Below are 23718 nucleotides of genomic sequence, written 5' to 3'. Positions count from 1 at the left end.
AGAAATAGAACGAATGGGATTCGCCTTTGTGGCATCCGATGCAACGCTTTCAGCTAAGGCGTCCTATTTCAACTGCGGCCAAATCGCAATCGGCAGTCGGTCTCGGATCGATGACTTCGCAATTCTCTCCGCAGGCGATGGAGGCATCACAATTGGCTCCAACGTGCACATCGCAGCGTTCTGCCTCCTTGCAGGAAAGTCGGAAATCCGACTTGATGACTTCTCGGGTCTTTCCTCGCGAGTTTCTATCTATTCGAGTTCCGACGATTACTCCGGTGCCGCCTTGACCAACCCTACGGTCGCGAAAGAGTTCACTGGCGTGCGATCGGCGCCCGTCCACCTTGGCAAGCACGTCATCCTCGGAAGCGGCAGTGTGGTGTTGCCTGGCACACATTTCGGTGAGGGCGCTGCATTAGGAGCATTGAGCCTCGCCAATGGAAAGTACGAAGCGTTTGGTGTATTCGCCGGCGTGCCCGCTCGTCTTGTGCGTGATCGACAGCGAGGCTTGATCGAGAAGGAGCGCCAGTACAGGGTGTTTCTTCAAGATAAGAATGATGAGCAGCCCAAGGGATAAGTACTATGCCCACGGCTCGCAGCTATATGGCGCGGGCTTGCTGATCCTGCTGCTGCCGCTCTATCTGACTCAGCTTGGCGCAGAGCAGTTCGCGCTCATGATGATGTTCTTTGCTGCGCAGGGTTGGATCCAGATCGCAGATTTCGGCTTCCCACTTGCCTTGTCTCGCGAAGTTGCCATATCGCGCAGGGAGCATCGACCCGACAGGATCGGGTCGATGCTAGCGTCTTTGCAGCTTCCTATGTTGCTGGGCATGGTGCTGCTCGGTATCGCAATCCTTGGGATTAGCAAATGGATCGCAGGGCGCGGGGGCGAGGGAATTTTCGTCAATACCGGCGTTGCGAGTCTCTCGATATTGGCCGTTACTCTGGCGCTCTCCTTACGCTGGGGCAGCGAGCTTTACCGTGCGGCGCTGGGGGGCGCAGAACAGTTCGCGGGATTGGCTGTGTTGAACGTCTTTTCTGCTACGGCGCGATTGGCCGGCGCACTAGTTGTTCTTAAATGGGCAGGTGGAGGAGTTTTTGTCTGGTTGATTTGCCAAGCAGTCCTATCGGCCGTAGAGATGCTGTCGCTGGTACTCCTGTGCCGACGGAAACTGCATCTGCAGTTCGGTAATAGCTGCAGCGAGTCGACGAGGGTCCTGCATGCCTTATGGCCCATCGCGGCACAAATTTCAGCAGCCTCAGCGATCTGGATCTCGATCACTCAGCTGGATAAGTTGGTGCTTTCCCAAACACTTTCGTTGCACAAATACGGGGCGGTGGGGATCGCGGCGGCAATCCCTGCTGGTTTGTTGACACTTGCGATTCCACTATTACAACTTTCTTATCCTGCTTTGGTCCGACTTCATGGTCGTGAGTCCAGACGCGAGCAAACAGACCTCTATCTATCGTTGACCGCAGCTACGTGCTGCCTTCTTTTTCCCACGGCCCTGGTCTGTGTCGCCTTCTCTGAAAAACTACTAATGGTATGGTTCGCTGGGCGCTTGGATGCTGTCGGATTTGATGCAGCTTCTCTGATTCCACTATACGCAGTTGGGGCTTCGCTTCTTGCACTCTCGTCGATGCCATATGGTCTGCTCAATGCAGCGGGCGAATTGCGAAGACACGTTGCTGCGTCACTGGCCCTCGCGGCGTGTATAGCTGTAGCGCTCGTCACCGGTTCGTTGCACTCAGGTGCTAACGGTGCTATAGCCTTGTGGTGTGGAAGTTTCGGGCTGTTCTTTCTGATCTGGCCGCAGGTTGTCCATCGCAGGCATCTCGAAGGAGGCTGGTGGCCCTGGGCACGGACAGTCGCCCTGTTCGCTTTGCCGCTCGGTATTGTGGCGTATGCACTGAAGTGGCTTTTTCCAGACTCCAGTTCGCTGCTTCTACGCTTCGGCGAGCTTGCAACAGTTTGGATTGTTCTTCAGGGGCTTGCTCTTTGCATGCTCTGGACTTGTCATCGGCACTGGAAGCAGTTCCCGCAGACTCGGAAACTGACCGATCCTGCTTCCTGACACTCTCTCCAATAAAAATGCTGCTCAAATTCTGGCGAGCGTTCTTTCTCGGCCTCAATTTCCTGCCGTTTCCGAGGTCTCGCTACTGCTGCATTTGCGAGCGCGGCGTGTTGCGCTTTGTTCCGTATCGCGGAGGAAGCATGTTCTTGCCGCCTCTTGCTCGTGTCCTCAACGTGGTCGGAAGCGATGTCGATCACTTCGAGTGTCCCCATTGTGGGGCGAGTGATCGAGATCGGCACTTGGCACTCTATCTTCGCGCTACCGGGCTGACTGCGCGCATTGCCGGCGCGAGAGTCTTGCATTTTGCACCGGAGAAACATGTCGCGGAATTAATCGTAGCGCATCAACCGGCACTATATATCCAGGCCGACAAGTTTCCAACTCGCGCAGGTATTGTCGAGCTGGACCTCACCCGGATTGCTGCAGAGGATCAAAGCTTTGACTTCGTGATAGCCAATCATGTAATGGAGCATGTGGACGACGCGCAGCAGTCCTTAGTGGAGATATATCGAGTGCTCGCTAATGGTGGTTTTGCGATTCTCCAAACGCCCTTTGCATCGACGCTTACTAGAACTTTCGAGGATTCTGGTATCCAGGACAAGAGCGCGCGTCTACAAGCCTATGGGCAGGAAGATCACGTACGCATGTACGGCCGCGACATCGAAGCTGTATTCACGTCTCAAGGCCTAGTCAGTCGGATTAAGACCCATCAGGTACTTCTTCCGGAAATAGACGCTGCGCGATACGGCGTAAATCCAGCAGAACCATTCCTGCTTTTTCAAAAACTACTCAAGAACTAAAGTCATGAGTCAAGATGAACGATTGCCGATCGTCACGGTCTGCGTGGCGACGTTCAATCAAGCTCAATATCTTGAGCGCTGCATTCAAAGCATATTCGCTCAAGATGCTGTGATTGACGGCTCGCTGAAGGTGGAAGTGATCGTCGGTGACGATTGTTCAAGCGATACGACGGGCGCTGTACTCGAAGGCCTGCAATGTCGATACGGCACGTCGTTGATTATCGTTCGCCATGAATCGAATATCGGCCCCGCCTTCAACTACCTTTCAATCCTCTCTAAAGCTTCTGGCGACTACATCGCGCATCTCGATGGCGATGACTATTGGGAGCCAAGCAAGCTCCGTGTACAGATTAAGTTCCTCGATCAGCATCCGGACAATGAAGCGGTGTGTACCAATGCCCGCGTCGTGAACAAGCATGAGGAAGAATGCGGGATATTCACTAATGTCGAGTCACGGGCAGTCGACCTGGATTACCTGACTGGGTCAGGAAACTTTCTCAATCACAGCTCGCTACTCTATCGACGCGCGGCGCTCTCAACAGTTTGCAGCCTCATCCCGCCTTTCATTGACTATGGCATCTTGCTCGCGCTTGCGCGCAGGGCACCGATCGGATTCATCGCTCAGCCTCTGGTTTGTTATCGCGCGGGCTTGCCTGGCTCAATACAGCGGCTACAAGGAGGGCAAGTGCAGGATCTTTATCGCGAGGCCTTGTTTGCGGCGCTGCCATTCATTGAAAAAAAAGTCGCTCGAAGAAGTGCGGCGAACTATGTGGCATACAGGATTGTATTTGCGCTACGCGGTAGGGGCGTACGATTGGACATGGCCACGCTCACACAGTTGGCTGCAATCGCCCACACTTCCCGCCAGTTCCTTGCAACCTTCGCGGCGGTCAGAATCGGTGTGCTTGCCACGAAAGCTTTCCATGCTTGGAGCGTGCGAAGGTTATGCGGCGGACCCTATGTTCATCATCCGAGATATTGAGCGAGGACCTAACGGCGCGAAGCGAACGGAGAATCGCGACGAGCGACTAGTTCGAAAGCCACAAGCAATCTGAACAGCAGTTCGTCTCTCAGGAACTGCCTTCTGCGCTCCATCGAGAAAATTACGCGAAATGCATCTCGCGCCCCCTGGATTGTCATGCGATCAAGGGATCTCTTCTGAGAGGCCGAGATATCACTTCCAAAGCTGGAAGCAAACTCGCGTAGATGAGCTTGCATGATGCCTAACCAACTCTGGCGCCTGATTGCTTGCATGATTCTCAAGTACCTGGCTGCCCCCGACGACATGCCCAACGCATTTTGCCTGTGCTGCCGATATCGAATTTGCGGAACGGGGTCGTACAAGACCTCTCCGAAGGCTGCCACGACGAGATAGCACCACCAATCGTGATAGCGAATTTGCTCCGGGCGGTTGGTTCGCAGAATGAGAGTGACCGCGGCTCGATTGAGAGCGACGGTACACCCGGTCGCAATATTTTCGACCAGAGCGTTGTCAAAACTTGGTTTGCGTGGCCAGAGGGGAGAGCGCCCCAAGGACTCAAGATGTTCAGAAACAAGGAGGAGACCCGAACAGTAAAGTCTTGGAATCTCTTCTCTGCCAGCTAGCGCCGTGCAGCCAGTGGCAATCTTCTTTGGCTCCCAGACATCATCCTGATCGGAAAAAAAAACGGAAGTCGACGACTCGGGAATCATCTTCAGCAGACATAAAAAACTTGATGCGAATCCTATGTTCTTGCCTTGCACCAGTCTGATCCGGTCGTCCTTGAAGGCGACGACCTTGGCAACAGTTTGATCCGTGGAACCGTCATCCCTGATAAGTAGGGTCCCATCGTCGGGAAGCTGCTTGAGAATGGAGCGGACTTGTTCTTCCAAAAACTGCTCGCCGTTGTAGGTGGACATTAAAACGGCTACTGTCACGTTGCTTCCAATCTGATGAGGGTGCTAGCTTTTAAGTGAGTGACGATACCAACAAAAAGTAGACGGTCAATAAACCGTCCGCATGTTGGCGCACCCAAGGCCGTCATCTTCTGGTTGCCGCCGGTCTCCTGGATGAGGGTCGTGACCTGCTCCCATTGTTCGACCACTCATGTGTCCATCGTAAAGATTGCCAGTGAAGCAGCGAGCGCCCATCACGAGCGCCCTGTTTGTGCGCGACTGGCAATGCTCCCTTCTATCGGCAGCCGAAGCGACTCGGCTGCAGCACTCAATCTGCCGTCGGCACTTCCCGCCAGTTCAGCAACCGCAGCGTGGTACCGGCCGGCGGCGTGAAGCCAACGTTGCGCAGGTCTCCGCGCACGTCACCGGAGATCAGGCGCACCCTGCCGTCGACGCCCACGAACTTGAGGTCGGTGATCGCGGTGCTGTACTGCGCGTACGCGGCGCCGCTGGCCAGCACTGTGCGGCCGGTGTTGAAGTCGATGGCGTAGACCCGGCTCTGGCCCGAGGGGCTGCACGCATCGCCGCTGGTGAGCAGCGAAGAGAACGCCACGATGCCGTTGAAAGAGGTCGGGCTCGCCACCAGGCGCAGGCCGATGCGGCCTTCCGTGCCCAGGTCGAGGTACCAGCCGAGCGAATCGGTGGGTACGACCGTGCCGCTCACAAGATCGGTGACCGCGGTGAGCGAACTGCGCGTCACGGGCATCGTGCTGTCGGCCGGCTTGAAGGCGGTGGCGGTTCCGTCGATGACGGCATAGAAGCTCTGTGCCGCGGCGGAGTTGATATCGCTCGAATCGAGCAACTGGCCGGTGCCTACCATCACATAGCGCTTGCGGGTCGAGGGCTGGATCTGCACCAACGGGCGCGAGGTGATGGGTTGGGCGTTCGGGGTCGTGGCGCCATCGGTGAAGAGGGCGATCTTGGCCGGTGCCGGGTAGGCTGCGGTCGAGCCCGCGGGGGCGGTCACGTCGAAGCGCCAGAGCTGGCCGTTGAGGTCGCCGACGTAGATTGCGTCGGCCGTGCCGTCGGTCAGGTCGGAGATGAAGGCCGTGGCGTGGGTCATGCCGTTGGCCGTCGCGCCGGTGCTCACCTTCTGCAGCAGCGCGCCGGTTTGCGGATGTACGAAGTAGAGATAGCCGTTGTGGCTGCTGTTGTCGTTGTGGTAGCCCGAGGTCAGCACTACCACCCAGCCGTAGCGCTTGGTCTTCAGGATCAGCGGCGCGCCGTAGCTGAAGCCCATGTCCGCATCCGTGAACTCCCACAGCACCTTGCCTGCCACGATGGTTTCATCGGTCATCGCGGCCGGATCGGTCACGTCGATGGCGTAGAAGCTCTTGCCGCCCTTGCCGAGGCCGCCGACCAGCAGCGAATGCCAGTTCGACCCCGTGGCCGCAAAGGTGCCGCCGGCACGGGCGAAGTCGACGTCGACCACTTCGGGCGTCGCATCGACGTAGTACTTGTGCAGGTAGTTCGGATTGCCCAACTGGGCTAGGCCGTCTGCAGCAGGCGTGGCAGGGGAGCTGGGGCCGTTGAAGAGGGCGCTCGGCACATAGGCGAACTGTTCGAGGCCGGCGTTGGTGCCGGTGAGTTCGCCGCGGAATGCGTGCAGCATGCCGTCGTTCGCGGCGGCATAGACCATCGTGGGGCGCGCGGCCTTGGCCGTCTTGAAGGCTGCGTAGCCAGGGTTCACTGCGTCGGAGTAGCTCGATGCGGGCGGGCCGACGGGCTTCACCTTCGAGTTGACGATGTCGCCCAGCAGCTTGCTGCGAAGCCGGTAGGGCTTGGTTCCGTCGGAGGCCGTCTTTTCCTGACTGCGATCGCCGCGCAGGTAGTTCAGGTAGTTGGCGCTGTCGTCGCCGGTGACGTAGAGCGTGTCGAGCGCGGCTGCCTGGCTGCCTGTTCCGGTAGTGAGGCTGCCGATGCGGAAGGGCACGCCGGCCGTGCCACTCCATGTGGCGATGCGGCGGTTGGTGTCCCAGCCCGTGCCGGCGAACTGTGTCGCGAGCTTGTCGGTGCTGCTCCATGCTGCCGTGAGCGAGGGCGTGCCGTCGGCGGCAAAGCTGATGCTGCTCGCGCTCACGACGCCACTCCAGTCCTGGGCGTCGTATTGGGAGGCATACGAAGCCGAGCCCGTGGCCGCAACCTGCAGGGCCGAGAGTGAGAACGAGGTGGTGTACGCCTGGATGGCATTCACGATGCGCTCGAAGGCTTGCGTCAGGCCGCTCACCATGGTGTCGGGTCGGCCTGCGGCAAAGTAGTTGTCCGGACGCGGCTGCGTCAGGTTCGCGGCGCGCGCGTCGGTCAGCGTCTCGCCGCTGGTCGACCACCAGTCCAGCGGAATGGTGCCAGCGAAGGTGTAGGGGTCGAAGTTGGCCGGCAACTTCTTCTGGTCCAGTCCGCCGAACTTGGCGGCAAGGTAGAACTGGTTGTTGTATTGGAAGGGCTGCTCCAGAACGTCCACCCAGTAGGTGCTGACGGTCTGCTTGCCGATGGTGTTGGCTTGCCCCGCCACGTCGGGACGGATGTCCTTGGTGTTGGCGTCGAAGGCCAGACCCGCGATGTAGGCGGAGTTGTTGCGGCCGCTGTAGTCGTTGGTGTTGCCGAGGTCGCCCAGGCCCTGCAGCGCGCCGACGCGGTTGGTGGCCGTGACCGCGTTGACGGTGGTGTCGGCCGCCACTTCATCAGGCATGGTGGGCTCGCGGGTGCGGTATGTGGTGTTGCCGGCCACGTTCTTGTCGACGTGGGTGTAGATGTCGCCGATGCCCAGCACGAAGTTGCGTTGGCACGAGTACTGGATCGGGTCGGCCCAGTTGGTGATCACGGGGAAACCGTCGACCCAGCTGGTCTTCGTCGGGGCATCGGCAGTCCCCATCGAGCTCCAGGCCGCGACATTGCCGAGGTTCCTGTAATACCGCATGACCGCGTAGTAAAGCTCGCTGACCGGATCGTAGTTCTTGTAGTCGCCCGGAAGGATCTGGCCGAACTTGTTCAGGTAGTTCATCACGCCGCTGTCCGAGATGGTCACGCCGGTCGCCGTCGTGGTCGCGGTCGCATCGGCGGCGTCGGGGTTGCGGATGAAGGTGCCGTCGGTCTCGCTCCACTCCTTGCTCGTATTGGCCGCGGGCGCCTGGCCAGGGGTCGGCGCGGTCGGTCCGACGAATTTCTGCTGGGCGCGCAGCACGCCGCCGTCTCGCTGGTCACTACTGTCGTTCAGGTAGCCGAAGGCGCTGAAGCGCATCTTGTTGGAGTACTTCTGGATCAGGCCTTCGGGTTTGTAGTTGGTGCCGTAGGCCTTGCAATTGGCTTCGAGTCCGCCGGCTGCGGCCGAAGGGTCGCACACCTTCACGCGCATCGTGAAATCGCCGTCGGCTGGCCCGGTCTGGGTGAATCGCGTGAAGGTGTTGTTCGACGAGGGGGTGCGCCACTGGAACTGCATTACCGCGCCGCCGGACTTTTCGTAGTACTCGATCTGCACGCGAAACTGCTGGCCCGCGGTGAGAGCGATGGTCGCCGAGTCGTTGGTGGTCGGTGCGTGATCGGTCCAGTTGTCGATGCGTAGGTCGTTGTTGCCGAAGTTGCCGTTGCCGGTCTTGATCCAGACTCGTACACCGTCGTCGCTGATGGTGCGGAAGGTGTAGTTACCTGCCTCGGGCGCCGTGTAGGTTCCGCTGAAGCGCACTGAGAAGTTGTCGGCATTGATGCCGGCCACCGGAGCGCCGGTGCCCCAGTCGTGGTCGGCCGTATCCGCGGTGACGGTGGCGATCACCGGGTTGTTGAGGTTCACGTTGTTGAAATACTGCGCCGTCATCGTGCGGTTGCCGCCCGTGGCGGTCATGTTCATCTTGAAGCCGCGGTTGGTGATGCTCGTTGTCAGCGCGGTGGCGCTATTGAACGGCGTGGCGCCTGCAATGGCACTGGCTGGAACCGTGCGATCGGGGAACAGGCTGCGATTGCCGTGCCAGGCTTTCTCGAGGATGGTGGTGGTGGCCGTGTCAACCACGCGCCGTCCGCCCGTCATGGCCCAGCGGAAAGGATCGATCGTGGCTGTAGAGGCCCAGTTCAGGAAGTTGCCGCTCCACTTGTCGTCGTTGGCGCCCGTGCATGTGCGGTTGGTGGCGGCACCGGCCGGGTAGAAGTAGCTGGAGTCGCCCTTGTCGGTAGTGCTGACGCCGTTGGCAGTGGTGTCGACCTGGTACAGGTAGCACTTGCCCGGATCGAAGTAGCCCAGGTAGTTGGTATCGCTGGAGTAGTCGCCGACGTGGGCCGTGCGCGATGCCGTGGGCCATTCCACCGACAGCGCCAGCGCCAGGTTGCCCGGAACCTCCGAGGTCGAGAACACCGGCTGGTTGGCGAGGTTGGCCGCCGAGGCGATCAAGGTGCTGCAGAGCACCAGGCCGAGGCCGGTGGCGATGCCCGCGCGGCGCAATGCGCGAACGGACGAACGAATTCTTGTTTTCATGATTCGCCTGTGCCCTATTCGGGCTTGGTGAAGGAGGCTTGCAGGAACACCTGCGTGTCGCGTGGACCGTCGGCGCGAACGGAGATCCGGTAGATGGGCGGGCTGGGAATGGACGGACCGGGCGTGCTCAGCTGGCTCTGGTCGCCGCCCAGCGTTTCGGTGCTCGACGGGGTATAGACGCAGCCGCTCTTGCCGATGGTCGAGAAGGCGCCGGTCGTGTTGCACATGCGGTCGATCACGTAGCGCACGGTGACGCCGCCGTTGCCCGTGATGGCCCCGCCGGTCGGCGTGAAGGTGTTGCCCGCCACGTCGAGCCCGGTCAGCGTGGTCTTCTTCAGCAGCACCTGTGGGATGCCGTGTTCATTGGCCTGCAGCTGGACCGCGCTGTAGTTCGCCGTTGGCAGATTGGCGGCGGTCGCGGTCGTTTGGACGAGCGCGCCGCCGGTCTGAAACTCCGTCATCGCCTTCGCGATGGCGAGCTCGCCCTGGTTGACCAGGTCGCGCTTGAAGGCGAGGTTGCCGGCGCCGAAGAGCGAGTTGCCCGTCGACCGCATGATGGCCACGCCACCAGCGAGCAGCACCACGAGGATGATCAGGCAGAACAGCAGCACCACGCCACGCTCGCGCGCCGGGCCGTGCATCTTGGAAGGTGTTTTCATGGGAAAGGCAGCAACAGCATGTTGCGAAGCGGGATGGTCGTGTCGATGACGCGGTAGCGGAAGTTCCGGTCGGAGGTCGCAATGGTCAGGGTGCGCTGGCTCGCCGTGGCGAGATCGCCGAAGATGGTCAGACTGGCCGGGGTGACGGGTTCCTTCTCGAACAGGCTGCCTCGCATGACCAGCGCGACGCGCGCCGCCACGATGTGGCGCATGCGGTCGGGCGTGAGCATGAGGGTGTCGATGGTGTAGCCCGCAGCGGCTGGATCGATCCATGTGTCGACGGTGCCGTTGCTGTCGGTGTCGACGCCGTACACCGCGTACATGGCGACGACGCCGTCGGCCAGCGCCTGCATGGCCGAGGCGTCGGTGCCCTCGTCGCTGCCGGTGCCGGCTGCTCGCAGCAGGTCGTAGGCGACGAGCGTGCGATTGGCGTTCACGCCGAGCAGCTGGAACTGCAGGTTGTTGGCGCCCACATTGCCGAGCGGGGTGAAGAGCGCCGTGCCGTCCGCCGCGAGCGTGGCAAGCGACGTGGTGGCACCGGTCGAGGTGAAGTAGCGTCCGCCCATGGGCAGGACTTCGTTGCCCGCCGCGGCAAATGCCGTCGCGTCCGTCACGTTCACCTGTTCGATCAGGCAGTCGGTCTTGCCTTCCAGACTCACCAGTCCGATGTCGCCGTTGGCAAGGCCGATGGTGTTGTCCAGCCGCAGGTTGTTGTTGCCCGGGAAACCGGAGCGAATGCGGCGCGGCACGTCGCCCGCCGCCGCGTTGCCACCCATGACCACGAGGGTGTCCGAGGCGCCGGCAGTGGCGCCCTTGGCAATCAGGAACGGCGCCAGCCGCAGATTGCCCGCCGCGGCGGCTCCTGAGCCGCCGAGGAGAGTGTCGAACGGCGCCGGAAACGCGGACGCGGTTCGCGGCAGGATGGTGGTGGCGGTGCCGCCGATGATGCGCGAGGCGCTCAGCCGGCAACCGAAGAGCCCACGGGTTCCAGTCTGCGCAAAGCCGGAGCCGGCACTCCGCAGTACGCGGTCGATCATGTAAGTGGCGTAGGAGCCGCTCTGGTTCATGTCGTTGGTCGAGGTGGTGCTGCGCTTGTGCGTCTCGCCGACCGTGACGACGCTGGTCACGGCGAGCACAACGACCAGGCCGATGACCATGGCCACCATCAGTTCGATCAGCGTCAGGCCACGCTGCGCGGCGTGGGCAAAGGGCTTGGAGCGGGCGTTCATGGTGTGAGCGGCAGCGCGACGCGCGTGGTGAGGCGGCTGTCCTGTTCGCTGCTTGCGCGCTGGGGGGGGCGCCAGGTGATGAGGATGTCGGCGGTTTTGGCCGCGGTGTCCGCGGTGATCGTGACGCTGCCACCGGGCAGGCCGCCGGCTTGCGGGTTGCTGGCGCGGGCGTTCCACGACGGGCTTCCGGCCGCGGGGTCGATCGCCACCGTGCGCGTGGTCCACATGGTGGTCGCGATGTCGTTGGCGATCAGGGCGGCGCGGTTGCGGTCTTCCGCATCGATCGACAGGCTGATCGCGCGCGCCTGCAGGCCGATTAGGCCCAGGATGCCCAGCGAGAACAGAAGGATCGAGATGAGGACTTCGATCAGCGCGACGCCGGATTGCGAAGCGCGCGCGGAAGAGGGCGTGGAGTGCTGGTGTTTCATCACGCTGGGCATCCGTCGGGCTGGGTATTGGAAAGCGTCTTGGCCGGGTCGCACAGGCGCACTTGCCCGCCCAGGGCGACCAGCACGCGCATCGGGCGGTCGGCATTGGGGATCGTGATGTCGTAGGCTGCAGCCGCGGCGCTGCATGCCACGCCGGTGCCGGGCGTGGCGTTGTCGACGACGCGTCCCAGGGAGTTGAAGCACAGCGTCGCGGGGCCGGTGATCCGGACGTTCGGAGCCAGGCCGGTCAGGCCGCCGCCCTCGATGAACGTGGGGTCGTTTTCCTCGCCCGTGAGGAGCGGCACGAAGTTGACCGACCAGTTGGCGCCGTTGGCCACGGCGGTGAGACCGTCCGAGGGATTCGTATCGGCTGTCAGCGAAAACACGGTCTGGCGGCTGCGCCGCAGAGCCTCGGTCTGCGCAAGGCGAAGACCGTTCTGCAGCGCGTCGGCGACGGTGCGTATGCGGCTGTTGCGTATCCATTCATTCATTGCCGGGAACGCCAGCGCCAGCAGGATGCTCAACAGCACCACAGTCACCATCATCTCGATCAGCGTGAAGCCGCGCACACCGTGCGGCCGATGTATGGGCGTCTTCATCAGCAACCCGACTTCTTCGTCGTCCAGCCGGTGGTGCACTGCGTCCAGCCCGAACCCACATGAGTCGTGGCGCGGGTGTTCTGCTGGTCCACGGTGAACGTGAAATCATTGGTGGGACCGCTGCCCACGGCCTGCGCCGTGAACGTCGTGGCAGTCAGCGTCGGGCAGGAGATGGTGAAACTGCCTGCCGCAGGCGGCGCGGCGCACGGCGATATGAACGTGGTGCCGACGGAGCTGTAGGTCCGGTTGTCCTGGAAGAACCGTTCCATGTTGGCGCGCAGCGTCGAAAGGGCGTTCTGGGCATCCACGAGCTGCCCGCGAAGCACGTAGTCCCGGTAGTTGGGGATCGCGATGGCTGCCAGGATCCCGATGATCGCCACGGTGATCATCACTTCGATCAGCGTGAAGCCGCTCGCAGGGGAGTGATGCGCGGCAATTCGATAGGGGGGCTTTTTGTTCATCAAGGGACACCTTCCGGGGGCCAAAATGGCCGGGCGCGCATGACGCGCAACAATTAAAGACAATTGTTAGAGAATGTCTCTTGCTGTCCTTTTTCGCAAAGCCGCTCGTCTCCCGTCCACGGCCATTCGTCGGCCCGTCCGGTCGGCACAATCGGCGAAATGACTTCCCGCGCAGCGCCTACCGAGGCAGCCGCTCTCACACCGAAAGCCGTCCGAGCCGTACGCGCCGGGCTGGTCTCGTTTCCATTTCTCTGCCCGCTCGTGGCCGGTCCTTCGGTCCAGGCCTGGCAGTTGCTGGCCACCTGGATCTGCCTCGCGGCATTGCTTCTAGCTATTCCTCCCGCAGTGCCAGCGCGCGGCATCTGGGCCTGGCTCGGCGTCGCAACGGCGGCGGTCGTGCTTTTCTCCTCTCCGTACGCCACAGCTGCTTCATGGCTGCCCGCCGCGGCCGTGCTCGCCGCCATGGCGGCGGCAGCTTGCGCGGGGGCGGGTCTGGCGGGCGGCGGGACGACCACTCCGAGAGGGCTGGCAATGGGCCTGCTCGTCGCCGGCCTGGTCAGCGCCGTCCTCGGCCTGCTCCAGTACTACGGCCTCGCCGAGCCCTTGGCCCCCTGGACCACCTCACCCCCGCTCGGCCAGGCCTACGGCAACCTGAGGCAACGCAACCAGTTCGCCACGCTGATCAGCATGGCGCTCGTCGCGGCGCTGTGGCTCTACGCCATGCAGGCGTCGCCGCGCAACCGGCGCGGGCTAGTGGTTGCCGCCTTGTTGTTGCTGGTAGCTCAGGCGGCCTCAACCTCCCGGACAGGTTTGCTACAACTGCTGTCGATCATCGGCGTCGCGAGTCTCGTCGCCTGGAGGGAGCGCCGAAGTATTCCTGGACGGGAGCGCGCTCGTTTCAGCTTGCCGCCACCGATCGCATTGCTGGCCGCGATTCCGCTCTATTTCGCCATCTGCTGGGTGCTGCCGCACCTGGTCGGCGGTGGCGGGGTGGAAGGAATGTTGCAGCGCCTCGAGAAGGGCGCTCCCGATGACCACAGCCGCCTGATCCTCTGGCACAACGTGCTTTCGCTGATTGCCGAGCGTCCCTGGACGGGCTGGGGCTGGGGCGAACTGAGCTTTGCCCACTACAGCACGCTGTACCCAGGCCCGCGATTCTCCGAAATCCTGGACAACGCCCACAACCTGCCCCTGCACCTTGCCGTCGAGCTCGGCATTCCCGCCGCCGTGCTGATCTGCGGCGGCTTCATCTGGATGGTGCTTGCCGCCAAGCCGTGGCGCGAGCGCGATCCGGCGCGCCTGATGGCCTGGGGCGTGCTGGCCATGATCGTGCTGCACAGCCTGCTCGAGTACCCGCTCTGGTATGGGCCGTTCCAGTTGGTATTCGGCCTGTGCCTCGGCATGCTGTGGCCGGGCCGGACGTCCGTTCGATTTTCAAAGGCGCCAGGGCTGTCTGCCTTTGCTGCGGCAGCGCTCATGGCGATCGTCGTGTACGCAGGCTGGGACTACATCCGCATCAGCCAGATCTACATGCCTCGCAGCGAGCGCCTGCCGGCGTACGAGGACGACACGCTCGCCAAGCTGCGAGGCTCGTGGCTCTTCGCACGCCAGGTGGATTTTGCCGAGCTGACGCTCACGACGGTGACCCCTGCCAACGCGGCCGGCATGCATGCGCTCGCCGAACGCACGCTGCACTTTTCACCGGAGCCGCGCGTCATCACCAAGCTGATCGAAAGCGCGGAGTTGCTTGGGCGCGAAGACGAAGCGCGGGCCCAGGCCGAGCGTTTCAGGATCGCCTTTCCCGCGGCGTTCAATCGCTGGCTCGAGGAGCCTGCGGGCGATGCGCCCGCGCCTTGAGCATCGGGGACGTGCCCGGTGACTTAACCCGCCACCCAGCTCCCCGACTTCCCCCCATGCTTCTCCAGCACATGCACATCGGTAATCCGCATCCCCCGGTCCACCGCCTTGCACATGTCGTAGATCGTCAATAGCGCCACCTGCACCGCCGTCAGCGCTTCCATCTCCACCCCCGTCGGCCCGACGGTCTCGACGGTCGCCGTGCAGGCCACCTGAGGCGCTGCCCCCGCATCGGCGATTGCAAACGCCACCGCCACGCGCGTCAACGCCAGCGGATGGCACAGCGGAATCAGGTCGCTCGTCTTCTTCGCAGCCTGGATGCCCGCGATGCGCGCGATGCCGAGCACGTCGCCTTTCTTGGCTGTTCCGGACTCGATCAGCGCCAGCGTCGCCGGTTGCATCTCGATGCGGCCGGTGGCCACGGCCACGCGGTGGGTGGCGGGCTTGGCGGCCACGTCGACCATATGGGCCTGCCCCTGGGCGTCAAAATGGGTGAGAGAGCTCATGTGTGAACGATCGGGTTGGAGGTGCATCATACGAGCCCGAGCCACAGACGAGGAATGCCGCGCTTGACTCCACACCACCCCAGAAAACGCCAGCTGAAGCCCGCCCTGCGGTCGCTGTGCGCTACGTTCCTGATAGCTTCCCAGGTGCTGTTGCCGACATCGGCCCTGGCGCAGATGCAGGTGCTGCCCGGCCTCGGCGACGGCGGCGAGATGACCGCCAGCGCCGAGCGCCACCTCGGCGACCAGATTGCCCGCGAGTTGTACCGCGACACCGACTACATCGACGACCCGGTGATCGCCGCCTACGTGCAGGACATCTGGCAGCGCCTGCTGGCGGCCGCCCGCGCGCGCGGCGAGCTCACGCCCGAGCTCGACGAGCGCTTCGCCTGGACGATCCTGCTGGGCCGCGACCGCAGCATCAATGCCTTCGCGCTGCCGGGCGGCTACCTGGGGCTCAACCTCGGCCTCGTCGCCGCGGTCGGCAGCCGCGACGAACTGGCCACGGTGCTCGGACACGAGCTTTCGCACGTCACGCAGCGCCACATCTCGCGCATCATGACCCGGCAGGGCAAGCAGATGCCGTTGATGCTCGCCGGCCTGATCCTCGGGATGATTGCGGCCGGCAAGAGCCGCAACGGCGATGCTGGCCAGGCCGTGATGATGGGCAGCCAGGCGCTCTTTGCGCAGAACCAGCTGAGCTTCTCGCGCGACATGGAGCGCGAGGCCGACCGCATCGGCTTCGGCGTGATGACGCAGGCCGGCTTCGCGCCGCAGGGCGCGGCCGCGATGTTCGAGAAGCTGCAGTACGCCTCGCGCCTCAACGACAACGGCTCGTACCCCTACCTGCGCAGCCATCCGCTGACCACCGAGCGCATCTCCGACATGCAGGGCCGCTTCCAGTTCCGCATGGACGCGGCGCCGCCGGTGCCGCTGGCGATGGACCACGCCATGATCGCCTCGCGCGCCCGCGTGCTGACGCGTCCGGGCGTCGATGTGCTCCGGCTCTGGGTCGAATCCGCCTCCAGCGGCGAGTTCGCGAAGAGTTCGCCGGCCCAGCAGGCCGGCACGCTGTACGCGGCGGCGTTGTCGGCAAAGGAGATGCGCGACTACAAGACGGCCCGTGCGATGGCCGAGCGTTTGGCCGCGCGCACGGCGGACGATCCCGCCGCGGCGAAGCAGGCGCGTTGGCTCGGCGCGGAGATCGAACTGGCCGCAGGCGCTGCGCCGAAGGCGGCCGCGCTGCTCGATGCCAGGTCGAAGGAGCGGCCCGAAATGCTGCTCGCGGCCGAAGCCGCGGCGGCGATGCGACAGCCCGCACCGATGGTTCCCGTGCTGCGCGACTGGGTCGCTGCGAACCCGCGCGACGCGGGGGCGTGGCACGCGCTCGCCAACCTCTACGGTGCGCAGAACGACACGCTGCGTGCGGTGCGCGCCGATGCCGAGGCGAACGTAGCGATCCTCGACTACCCGGCCGCGCGCGACCGTTTCAAGGCCGCGCAGGAAATCATCCGCCAGTCCAAGGTGGTCGATCACTACGAGGCGTCGATCGTCGACACCCGCGCACGAGCCGTGGAGGTGCTGGTGAAGGAGCAGGCGGCCGAGCCGCCGCTGAAGTAGCCACTCCGCTCAGCGCCTGCTGGGCACCAGCCCGCCCAACGCGGCCTCGATCAGCAGCCCCAGCAGCGAATACAGCAGCGAACCGATCAGCGCGGCCACGAAGCCGTTGACGTGGAAGCCGCCGAGCAGCCCCGACGCGGCCCAGAAAAGCAGCGCGTTGATCACGAACAGGAACAGCCCGAGCGTGATGACGGTGACGGGCAGCGTCAGCACCACCAGCACCGGCCGCACGACCATGTTGAGCAGGCCGATCACCGCGGCCGCGATCAGCGCGGAACCGAAGCTGGCGACCTGGACGCCGCTGTAGAGATAAGCCACCGCCAGCAGCGCGACGGCGCTGAGCAGCCATTTGAGGATGATGCGCATATGGCGGGCAGGATACCCCAGGGCCCGCAAAACAACGAGCCCCGGTGCGTTGCCGCACCGGGGCTCGTCGGGGAGTTTCGTGCTGCCTTACTCGGCCAGCTCGTTCGCCAGCACCAGCAATGCGCCCATGCCCATCACGGCGCCGGGAAAGGCCCAGCCCGATTGGTGGGCCGGTGTCTGCTCCGGCGTCACCGGTTCCAGGTCGACGCCGATCTTCGGGCGGCGCGCATCGACCACGTGGACGGCCGAATGCTCGCGCTTGAGCTGTGCCGTCAGTTCGGCCAGCGGGCCCTTGGCCAGCACCGGCGTCACCTGGCCGCCATTGCGTTCCAGCAGCGGCAGCATCTGCGCCTGCACCTTGCTGAACCACTTGGCGCGCCAGTTCTCGCGCGCGCTGTGGCTCACCCACTTGCTGATGCGATGCGTCATGCGCGGCGCGCAGGCCACGAGCACCCAATGGCGTGCCACGACGCTGTTCGCGTCCGGCGCGAGTTCGGCGAACTGCTCACAGGCGTAAGTGACGTCGTCGACATAAAGAATGACCTTTTCCATGGGTGCTCCTTCAGGTAGTTAGAGTGACAGAGACTGGTTCGGACACGAAGTTCGGGGCAGGGGAGCGACCACCGGCGTTCAGCCGGCCGTCACTGCCTGTTCTTCAGGCTTGTTGCGGGCATGCCGCGCGGCCACCCATTTGCCGATCGCCAGCACCAGCAGCGCACCGGCCACGCCGGCCGCGTACTTGACCACGTCGGTCTGCGGCACCTTCGGCACCCAGGTCCAGGCGGCGGTGTTCGCCAGCGCGGGGTCGGACACGGCCATCGTGCCGGCGATCCAGCCCAGCAGCATGCCGCCCAGCGTGATGATCATCGGGAAGCGGTCCATCAGCTTGATGACCAACTGACTGCCCCAGACGATGATCGGGATGCTCACGAGCAGGCCGAAGATCACGAGCGGCATCTGGTGGCTGTCGCCTGCACCTTGCGCGGCGCCGGCAATGGCGATCACGTTGTCCACGCTCATCACGAGGTCGGCCACGATCACGGTCTTGACCGCGCCCCACAGCTTGTCGCTGCCGGTGATGTTGCCGTGTGCGTCGTCATGCTCGGGGGCCAGCAGCTTTACGCCGATCCACAGCAGCAGGATTGCGCCCACCAGCTTCAGGAACGGAATGGCCAGCAGGGTCAGCGCGAAGAAGATCAGGATCACGCGCAGCACGATGGCGCCGGCGGTACCCCACAGGATGCCCTTGGTGCGTTGGGCCGGCGGCAGCTTGCGGCAGGCCAGCGCGATGACGACGGCGTTGTCGCCGCCCAGCAGGATGTCGATCATGATGATCTGACCGACCGCGACCCAGAACTCCGGGGTCATGAACATTTCCATAGATTCCTCTTTTGTCTTCGCGCCCCTGTCTCTCCCTTCAGAGGCGACGACGGAGGCGCATGCAGATGCGTTTCGATTCATCCCATGCAGGGAAGGTCGAAAGCGAGGAATGAAGACCGGGTGACACCGGGGGCTCCAGAGACTGGCGACGCTTCGACCAAACCTGCACAGGTTCAAATCGAAGGTCTCGCTCGACAGCGCTGCGTGCGAGTGCACGTACGTTGTCCGGCAGGCCGGAAGTGTTTTGCTTCGTATTGACGACCTGACGATTCGCGCTGTCGTGGACAGCGGTCGGGAGCTACTCCCCTTCGTGGGGGAATTAGAGCATCGAAGCTCGCGGCGGCGCAATCGAAAGTTTTCAGGGATTTAAAGAGAACTGCTTCAGAAGGCGCATGAATATTGGTGATGGCGCTCTTGTTTTTATAGCGATCTTGTCCCTTCGCCGCTTCGGGACATTGCCGGACTATGATCGCCGTCCGCTGCTTTTTCATGCCCCATGGCTGCCATACACATCACCGACATCGAGGCCGCCATCAACCACTGGCGCGAGAAGACGCCGTCGCCCGACGGCGTCACGCTCGGCCCTGAATTGCGCGCGCTGGCCGAGGTCTACGCGCTCATGGTCTTCCATCACGAGGACGAGGTCGACGAGCTCGGTTTCCCGCCCAAGGCCTGGGCCGCCTGGATGGCCTGGTACGAGAGCACGCCCGACACGCCCTGCATCGCGATCTGCTCGACCAGCCAGGGCGACGACGAATGCAAGGGCTGCGGCCGCAGCTTCGACGAGGTGCAGCACTGGCCCGCCATGACGCCCGTCGAAAAGCGCGCCACCTGGCGCCGCATCACGATGGAAGACTCGGCCTGGCGCTTCAACCGCTACGCCGAGCGTGCGCGCGAAGCCGATCCCTCTGCGGTATCCGGGGCCGAGCCCGAGTTCGACTCCGACGACGAGAAGAACTGGGCCCCCTGACCATGCGCCGCCTCGCGCAAGCCCCCAACCTCGCAATCGCGGCCGTGTGGGCGCACGCCTTGCGCGAAGAAGGTGTGGCCGCCACCGTGCAGCGCGAATTCCTCGGTGCGGTGATGGGCCAGCTGCCGCCCGACCAGTGCCTGCCCGAGATCTGGATCGACGACGAAACCCAGTTCGACCTGGCCAGGCGCCTGCTGCATGAATTGCAGCACCGCCCGCAGCGCAGCTGGCGGTGCGTGTGCGGCGAGCAGGTCGAAGGCGGCTTCGAGCAGTGCTGGCAGTGCGGCGAGATGATGCCAGCCGTCTAGCTTCGGCGAGCCCTATTTCCAGCGCAGCAGTTCGACGTCGATGGAATTCGTGCCGTCGCCCAGCGTCAGCGTGTTCTCCTGGATCGTCGCCTGCAGCTGCATGCTGCGCTGCGCCAGCGCGGCCAGCGCCTGCGAGGCATTCGTCGGCACGCGATAGACCTTCAGGTTCTGCGGCCGCGTGAGCTTGTTCTCGATGCCGCGCCACCAGATCTCGGCCGCGTGGTTGAAGCAGTAGACGATCACCTCGTCCGCCTTGCCGCAGGCCTTGATGATGGGCTTGTCTTCCGGCTGGCCGACCTCGATCCAGATCTTCACCTCGCCCGTGAAGTCGCGCAGCCAGACGTCGGGCTCGTCGACGTTCGACAAACCGGCGCCGAAGGCCAGCGTGCCGTCGCCGTTGCAAATGTCCTGCAGCTGGTGCGCGTTGAGCGCGAGCGCGACGAGCCGGATCATCATCCGTTCGTCGGTCTCGCTGGGGTGGCGCGCCAGGGTCAGCGCGTGGTCGGCGTAGTAGCCGTGGTCGATGTCGGCCACCGCGAGGGTGGCCTTGAAGATGGTGGATTTGAGGGCCATGGGTGCGCGAGTTTATTAGTTGGGCCCGATCGGGCACCCGCCGTGCGTCAGAACGCCACCGAGGCCTGCAGGTAGACCGTGCGCGGCTGTCCCACGTACTTGCCGCCGTTGTTGTCCACCGAGCGGTTGAAGTAGCGGCGGTCGAACAGGTTCTTCACGCCCACCGCGAGCTTCAGGTTGCTCATCGACGGGCCGAAGTCGTAGGCCGCGCGCAGGTTCATCGTGGCGTAGCCGGGGATGTCGCCCAGCCGGCCGGTCGCGTCTTCCAGCGTGACGTATCTGGCGCCGTCGTCGGGCGAGCCCGGCGAGCGCTGCTTCGACTGCGCGTAGATGTCGGCGTTGAAGGTCCACGGCCCGCGCTCGTAGCGCGCGCCCAGCGTCGCCACCTGGCGCGAGTAGAACGGCAGGTCGCGCCCCGCGAAGGCGCCGGCCTTCGAGATGGCCTGCGTGTACGTGTAGGTGCCCGACACCGACAGCCCCTTGAGCGAATCGCTCAGCGTGCCGAGGTCGTAGCGCAGCGCCGACTCCAGCCCGCGGTGGCGCGTCGCGCCCAGGTCGGTCCATTGGCCGACGTCGCCGGTGATGGAGCGCGCCAGCAGCAGTTCCTTGTCGAAGTTGATGTTGAACAGCGTGAGTTCGCCGCTCCAGGCCTCGCCCTTGTAGTGCGTGCCGATCTCGTACGTCTTGGCCTTCTCGGGATGCAGCCCGGTGGTCGACTGCGCGAGCTGCGCGTACTGCTGCGGCCCGAACGAGACGCCCGCGTTCGCGAACACCGACCAGCGGTCGCTCATGCGATAGAGCACCGACAGCGTGGGCAGCCATTCGTCGGAGTCGATCTTCGGATAGATCGCGTTGGTGATGCGGCCGTTGGTGAGGCTGTAGACATCGTTGAACGAGCGGATTGATTCGTGGCGCACGCCGGGCGTGATCGTCCAGTTGCCGAAGTCGATGCGGTCGTCGATGTAGAACGCGTGCGCGGTCGTGCCGCCCTTGCTGGTCTGGTAGGCCGGGTTGGCCAGGCCGAAGGCGTTGAAGCCCGGGCGCGGCTGGTAGTAGGCGCTGCGCGTCGCCACTTCGGACGCCTCTTCCTTCAGGTAGCGGTAGCCGACGCTGACTTCCTGCACCACGCTGCCCGAATCGATCAGGCGCGAGTAGCGGGGCTCGACGGCGAAGGTCTTGTAGTTGCGCGGCGCCGAGGTGAGGCGGCGCCGGCCGCTGCTGGTGCCGGTGCCTTCCTGCTCGAGGAAGCTGCTGCGGTACGAGTCCGTGTAGTAGGTCAGCATCTCGAACTTGTTGATGCCGTCGTTGTGCGTGTACTTCACCGAGCCGTCGGTGCGGCGGCCGGTGAACTCGTCGAAGGGGCGGTCCGACTGAAAGGGGTTGGCCGCGAACTGCGCCGTCGTCAGGCCGCCGGGCATGCGGCCCTTGCCTTCGAAGTGGTGCAGCGTGATGGCGACGTCGTCGGTCTTCGAGATGCGGTAGGCGCCCTTGAGCATCAGGTCGTCGATGCTGGTGTGGTCGTTGCTCTGGCGGAAGCCGTCGCCGTGCGTGCCCGAATACAGCAGCGCCAGGCCCAGACCGTTCTCGTTGGTGCCGCCGATGAAGAGGTTGGGCGTGGTCTTGGTGCCGCCGTCGTGGCCCGCGCTTTCCACGCCCACGCTCACCTCGCCCGAGAACCGTTTCGGGATCGCGCGCGACACGAAATTGATGATGCCGCCCACGTTCTGGGGACCATAGCGCACCGAGCCCGCGCCGCGCACCACGTCGACCGCTTCCAGGTTGCCCAGCGACAGCGGCGCCAGCGACAGCTGCGGCTGGCCGTAGGGCGCGTAGGCCAGCGGCACGCCGTCGAGCAGCACGGTGGAGCGCGGCGACAGGCGCGAGGTCAAACCACGCACGCCCACGTTGAGCGAAATGTCGCTGCCACCGGTGCCGTTGCTCTCCTGCACCTGCACGCCGGGCATCTGGCGCAGCACATCGCGCACGTTGGACGAGCCGCTTTCCTGGATCTGCTTGCGCTCGATGATGCTTCGGGCACCGGGGTGCTCGAGCACCTTGGTTTCGCTGGGGCTGCCGAGCCAGTCGCCGGTGACGGTGATGGTTTCCAGCGGCTTGGTCGCGTCGGCTGTTGAGGGCTCGGCCTCGGCGGCGAAGCCCTGCAGGCTCAGGAGAAGCAGCGCCATCGCAACGGCTGTGCGTTTGTGCGTGAACAACAAGGGAGATTCCTCCTACGGGTTTTCTGATGGTGAAGAAGCAGGTCGTGCGCGGCGTGGAGCCGTTCAGGGCGCCGTCCTGCCCCGGGAAAGCGTGTCGTTGTCGCGGGCGGCGCTCGCCATGGCGCGCCGGCGCCACCACAGCCAGACGCCGCTCAGGCCCAGGCCGCCGAGCGCCAGGCCCAGCAGCGCGATGAGCGCCTCGTGCAGCGGTCCGCCCAGTTCGCCGGTGTGCAGCGGGTAGATCGCCGCCACCGCGCCGTTGCCCGCGTCGAGGTCCTGCCATTTGCGTGCGGCCAGCACCTCGCCGGTCACCGGGTTCAGCCACACCGAGCCGATGCCGTTCGGATGCGGGTCGTCCGACAGGCGGAAGCGCACACGCATCGGCCGGCTGGTCTTGGCGGGCACCTGTATGAAGCCGATGGGCTGGCCCGGGTACACCTGTCGGGCACGGGTTACGAGCTCGTCCAGCGGGAGGCGCGGGCCATCGGCCGCGCCCTTGGCGATCACCGGCGGCTTCAGCGGCGGCTGCCCCATCGCGCCGGAGATGGCATCGCCCAGCGGCCGCCACGCCATGTACGCGCCCGTGGCCACCGACACCGCGATCAGCAGCCCGAGCACCGCGCCGCCGGTACGGTGCAGATCGAACAGCCCGCGCAGCAGCCCGCGGTTCAGCACGATGCGCAGCGACGGTGGCCAGCGCACCGGCCACCACAGCACGATGCCCGTGACCAGCAGGAACAGGTAGGCCAGCGCGGCGAAGGCGAGCACGCCCTTGCCGGTGTCGTCCAGCAGCAGGCTGCTGTGCAGCTCGAACAGGATGTTGTAGGCGCCCTCGTGCGTGCCGCGCCGCCCCTGCTCGGCGCCGGTGGCGGGGTCGAGGTAGAGCGTGCCTTCCCACTTGCCGCGCACCAGCACCCACAGCGTGTCGGTGGGCTTGCGCGGTGGGCGCAGCGTGAAGTTGGCGTCGGGACCGAACTCGGCCGCAAGGCGCTGGCGCAGGGGCTCCAGCGGAAGCGCGGCCGTGGTGGCATCACCGGCCGAGCGGGCGACGAAGAAGTCGGGATGAGCCTGGCGGTCGAGCGGCAGCGCCACCACCAGCACGGCGCCGAGCAGGGCGGTGAGTGCGAGGATCGGACCGAGCGTGAGGCCGATCCAGCGATGAACCTTGAGCCAGAGACGTCTCAGAGGGGGGCGCATGACCAACAGAGGGGCGGCGGGCCCCTCGGAGAATGTTGTTGGCTGGCGCCCCGCGGGGGCGTTGGCTGGAAAAGATAACCACCGAC

Annotated in this window: 22 protein-coding genes; 8 read left to right on the top strand and 14 right to left on the bottom strand. The window is 64.2% G+C overall.

Annotated elements, in window-relative coordinates; translation table 11 throughout:
• Window positions 1–13 precede the first annotated feature (13 nt).
• From ASD05_RS29485 to ASD05_RS29475, 4 genes are read left to right on the top strand one after another with little or no spacing between them, the layout of a single operon-like run.
• The gene (locus ASD05_RS29485) at window positions 14–574 is read left to right on the top strand and encodes an acyltransferase (protein ID WP_200955428.1); all 561 of its coding nucleotides are present in this window, start codon (window positions 14–16) and stop codon (window positions 572–574) included.
• On the top strand, window positions 555–2072 hold the full coding sequence (locus ASD05_RS14125) for a lipopolysaccharide biosynthesis protein (protein WP_235507958.1): 1518 nt from the start codon (window positions 555–557) through the stop codon (window positions 2070–2072). Before ASD05_RS29485 ends, ASD05_RS14125 begins: the two co-directional genes overlap by 20 nt.
• A 17-nt stretch (window positions 2073–2089) precedes the next feature.
• Window positions 2090–2872: a methyltransferase domain-containing protein gene (locus ASD05_RS29480; protein WP_082572054.1), complete on the top strand. Its 783-nt coding sequence runs from the start codon at window positions 2090–2092 to the stop codon at window positions 2870–2872.
• Between the two features lie 4 nt (window positions 2873–2876).
• Complete coding sequence (locus ASD05_RS29475) at window positions 2877–3854, top strand: glycosyltransferase family 2 protein (protein ID WP_082572053.1); 978 nt, start codon at window positions 2877–2879, stop codon at window positions 3852–3854.
• A gap of 8 nt (window positions 3855–3862) precedes the next feature.
• On the opposite strand, the gene ASD05_RS14120 is transcribed toward ASD05_RS29475, so the two are convergent.
• From ASD05_RS14120 to ASD05_RS14090, 7 genes are all read right to left on the bottom strand, one after another.
• Window positions 3863–4771, bottom strand: coding sequence for a glycosyltransferase family 2 protein (locus ASD05_RS14120; protein ID WP_056593163.1), 909 nt, complete (start codon window positions 4769–4771; stop codon window positions 3863–3865).
• 304 nt (window positions 4772–5075) lie between these two features.
• Complete coding sequence (locus tag ASD05_RS14115) at window positions 5076–9266, bottom strand: PilC/PilY family type IV pilus protein (RefSeq protein WP_056593160.1); 4191 nt, start codon at window positions 9264–9266, stop codon at window positions 5076–5078.
• Window positions 9267–9280: 14 nt separating this feature from the next.
• Complete coding sequence (locus tag ASD05_RS14110; RefSeq protein ID WP_056593156.1) at window positions 9281–9925, bottom strand: hypothetical protein; 645 nt, start codon at window positions 9923–9925, stop codon at window positions 9281–9283.
• The gene (locus ASD05_RS14105; protein ID WP_056593153.1) at window positions 9922–11154 is read right to left on the bottom strand and encodes a PilW family protein; all 1233 of its coding nucleotides are present in this window, start codon (window positions 11152–11154) and stop codon (window positions 9922–9924) included. Before ASD05_RS14105 ends, ASD05_RS14110 begins: the two co-directional genes overlap by 4 nt.
• Entirely contained in the window at window positions 11151–11582 is a 432-nt protein-coding gene (gene pilV, locus ASD05_RS14100) for a type IV pilus modification protein PilV (protein ID WP_056594420.1), read from the bottom strand. Before pilV ends, ASD05_RS14105 begins: the two co-directional genes overlap by 4 nt.
• Window positions 11582–12181: a GspH/FimT family pseudopilin gene (locus ASD05_RS14095; RefSeq protein WP_056594417.1), complete on the bottom strand. Its 600-nt coding sequence runs from the start codon at window positions 12179–12181 to the stop codon at window positions 11582–11584. Before ASD05_RS14095 ends, pilV begins: the two co-directional genes overlap by 1 nt.
• Window positions 12181–12642 carry a type IV pilin protein gene (locus ASD05_RS14090; RefSeq protein WP_056593145.1) on the bottom strand — a complete coding sequence of 154 codons (462 nt, stop codon included), beginning with the start codon at window positions 12640–12642 and terminating at the stop codon, window positions 12181–12183. Before ASD05_RS14090 ends, ASD05_RS14095 begins: the two co-directional genes overlap by 1 nt.
• 159 nt (window positions 12643–12801) lie before the next feature.
• Here ASD05_RS14090 and ASD05_RS14085 point away from each other — a divergent pair, with 159 nt between their 5' ends.
• Complete coding sequence (locus ASD05_RS14085; protein ID WP_056593143.1) at window positions 12802–14499, top strand: PglL family O-oligosaccharyltransferase; 1698 nt, start codon at window positions 12802–12804, stop codon at window positions 14497–14499.
• 23 nt (window positions 14500–14522) lie between these two features.
• Here ASD05_RS14085 and moaC read toward each other — a convergent pair whose 3' ends face one another.
• Window positions 14523–15005, bottom strand: a complete 483-nt coding sequence (gene moaC / locus ASD05_RS14080; RefSeq protein WP_007828763.1) for a cyclic pyranopterin monophosphate synthase MoaC — start codon at window positions 15003–15005, stop codon at window positions 14523–14525.
• A 54-nt stretch (window positions 15006–15059) separates the two neighbouring features.
• Between moaC and ASD05_RS14075 the strand changes: the two genes are divergently transcribed.
• Entirely contained in the window at window positions 15060–16622 is a 1563-nt protein-coding gene (locus ASD05_RS14075) for a M48 family metalloprotease (RefSeq protein WP_082572052.1), read from the top strand.
• A 9-nt stretch (window positions 16623–16631) separates the two neighbouring features.
• Here the strand turns inward: ASD05_RS14075 and ASD05_RS14070 are convergent, their stop codons facing one another.
• From ASD05_RS14070 to ASD05_RS14060, 3 genes are all read right to left on the bottom strand, one after another.
• Window positions 16632–16988, bottom strand: a complete 357-nt coding sequence (locus ASD05_RS14070) for a phage holin family protein (protein ID WP_056593141.1) — start codon at window positions 16986–16988, stop codon at window positions 16632–16634.
• 87 nt (window positions 16989–17075) lie between these two features.
• Window positions 17076–17540 (bottom strand): hypothetical protein, encoded by a 465-nt coding sequence (locus ASD05_RS14065; RefSeq protein ID WP_007828775.1) that lies wholly within the window; start codon window positions 17538–17540, stop codon window positions 17076–17078.
• 78 nt (window positions 17541–17618) lie between these two features.
• On the bottom strand, window positions 17619–18368 hold the full coding sequence (locus ASD05_RS14060; RefSeq protein WP_056593138.1) for a TerC family protein: 750 nt from the start codon (window positions 18366–18368) through the stop codon (window positions 17619–17621).
• Window positions 18369–18864: 496 nt separating this feature from the next.
• On the opposite strand from ASD05_RS14060, the gene ASD05_RS14055 reads away from it, so the two are divergent.
• Together ASD05_RS14055 and ASD05_RS14050 are read left to right on the top strand one after the other, a co-directional pair.
• Window positions 18865–19338, top strand: a complete 474-nt coding sequence (locus tag ASD05_RS14055) for a DUF3717 domain-containing protein (protein ID WP_056593135.1) — start codon at window positions 18865–18867, stop codon at window positions 19336–19338.
• Window positions 19339–19340: 2 nt separating this feature from the next.
• Window positions 19341–19646: a putative signal transducing protein gene (locus tag ASD05_RS14050; protein WP_056593133.1), complete on the top strand. Its 306-nt coding sequence runs from the start codon at window positions 19341–19343 to the stop codon at window positions 19644–19646.
• Between the two features lie 12 nt (window positions 19647–19658).
• Here ASD05_RS14050 and ASD05_RS14045 read toward each other — a convergent pair whose 3' ends face one another.
• From ASD05_RS14045 to ASD05_RS14035, 3 genes are all read right to left on the bottom strand, one after another.
• Window positions 19659–20219, bottom strand: a complete 561-nt coding sequence (locus tag ASD05_RS14045) for a YaeQ family protein (RefSeq protein WP_056593131.1) — start codon at window positions 20217–20219, stop codon at window positions 19659–19661.
• Window positions 20220–20266: 47 nt separating this feature from the next.
• The gene (locus tag ASD05_RS14040) at window positions 20267–22402 is read right to left on the bottom strand and encodes a TonB-dependent receptor family protein (protein WP_056593125.1); all 2136 of its coding nucleotides are present in this window, start codon (window positions 22400–22402) and stop codon (window positions 20267–20269) included.
• Window positions 22403–22498: 96 nt separating this feature from the next.
• Window positions 22499–23632, bottom strand: coding sequence for a PepSY-associated TM helix domain-containing protein (locus ASD05_RS14035; RefSeq protein ID WP_056593120.1), 1134 nt, complete (start codon window positions 23630–23632; stop codon window positions 22499–22501).
• Window positions 23633–23718 lie beyond the last annotated feature (86 nt).

It is taken from the genome of Variovorax sp. Root434, assembly GCF_001426595.1.
In the GTDB taxonomy this organism is placed as follows: domain Bacteria; phylum Pseudomonadota; class Gammaproteobacteria; order Burkholderiales; family Burkholderiaceae_C; genus Variovorax.
Note: the sequence above shows the minus strand (reverse complement) of the source record. Positions and strands in the feature narration are given on the sequence as shown.

Coding starts and splice junctions, on each gene's coding strand:
- ASD05_RS14110 (WP_056593156.1), bottom strand. CDS start 9,925: ATGAAAACACCTTCCAAGATGCACGGCCCGGCGCGCGAGCGTGGCGTG.
- ASD05_RS29480 (WP_082572054.1), top strand. CDS start 2,090: ATGCTGCTCAAATTCTGGCGAGCGTTCTTTCTCGGCCTCAATTTCCTG.
- pilV (WP_056594420.1), bottom strand. CDS start 11,582: ATGAAACACCAGCACTCCACGCCCTCTTCCGCGCGCGCTTCGCAATCC.
- ASD05_RS14040 (WP_056593125.1), bottom strand. CDS start 22,402: ATGGCGCTGCTTCTCCTGAGCCTGCAGGGCTTCGCCGCCGAGGCCGAG.
- ASD05_RS14105 (WP_056593153.1), bottom strand. CDS start 11,154: ATGAACGCCCGCTCCAAGCCCTTTGCCCACGCCGCGCAGCGTGGCCTG.
- ASD05_RS14060 (WP_056593138.1), bottom strand. CDS start 18,368: ATGGAAATGTTCATGACCCCGGAGTTCTGGGTCGCGGTCGGTCAGATC.
- ASD05_RS14120 (WP_056593163.1), bottom strand. CDS start 4,771: ATGTCCACCTACAACGGCGAGCAGTTTTTGGAAGAACAAGTCCGCTCC.
- ASD05_RS14075 (WP_082572052.1), top strand. CDS start 15,060: ATGCCGCGCTTGACTCCACACCACCCCAGAAAACGCCAGCTGAAGCCC.
- ASD05_RS14035 (WP_056593120.1), bottom strand. CDS start 23,632: ATGCGCCCCCCTCTGAGACGTCTCTGGCTCAAGGTTCATCGCTGGATC.
- ASD05_RS14115 (WP_056593160.1), bottom strand. CDS start 9,266: ATGAAAACAAGAATTCGTTCGTCCGTTCGCGCATTGCGCCGCGCGGGC.
- ASD05_RS14090 (WP_056593145.1), bottom strand. CDS start 12,642: ATGAACAAAAAGCCCCCCTATCGAATTGCCGCGCATCACTCCCCTGCG.
- ASD05_RS14125 (WP_235507958.1), top strand. CDS start 555: ATGAGCAGCCCAAGGGATAAGTACTATGCCCACGGCTCGCAGCTATAT.
- ASD05_RS14070 (WP_056593141.1), bottom strand. CDS start 16,988: ATGCGCATCATCCTCAAATGGCTGCTCAGCGCCGTCGCGCTGCTGGCG.
- ASD05_RS14045 (WP_056593131.1), bottom strand. CDS start 20,219: ATGGCCCTCAAATCCACCATCTTCAAGGCCACCCTCGCGGTGGCCGAC.
- ASD05_RS14095 (WP_056594417.1), bottom strand. CDS start 12,181: ATGAAGACGCCCATACATCGGCCGCACGGTGTGCGCGGCTTCACGCTG.
- ASD05_RS29485 (WP_200955428.1), top strand. CDS start 14: ATGGGATTCGCCTTTGTGGCATCCGATGCAACGCTTTCAGCTAAGGCG.
- ASD05_RS14065 (WP_007828775.1), bottom strand. CDS start 17,540: ATGGAAAAGGTCATTCTTTATGTCGACGACGTCACTTACGCCTGTGAG.
- ASD05_RS29475 (WP_082572053.1), top strand. CDS start 2,877: ATGAGTCAAGATGAACGATTGCCGATCGTCACGGTCTGCGTGGCGACG.
- ASD05_RS14085 (WP_056593143.1), top strand. CDS start 12,802: ATGACTTCCCGCGCAGCGCCTACCGAGGCAGCCGCTCTCACACCGAAA.
- ASD05_RS14055 (WP_056593135.1), top strand. CDS start 18,865: ATGGCTGCCATACACATCACCGACATCGAGGCCGCCATCAACCACTGG.
- moaC (WP_007828763.1), bottom strand. CDS start 15,005: ATGAGCTCTCTCACCCATTTTGACGCCCAGGGGCAGGCCCATATGGTC.
- ASD05_RS14050 (WP_056593133.1), top strand. CDS start 19,341: ATGCGCCGCCTCGCGCAAGCCCCCAACCTCGCAATCGCGGCCGTGTGG.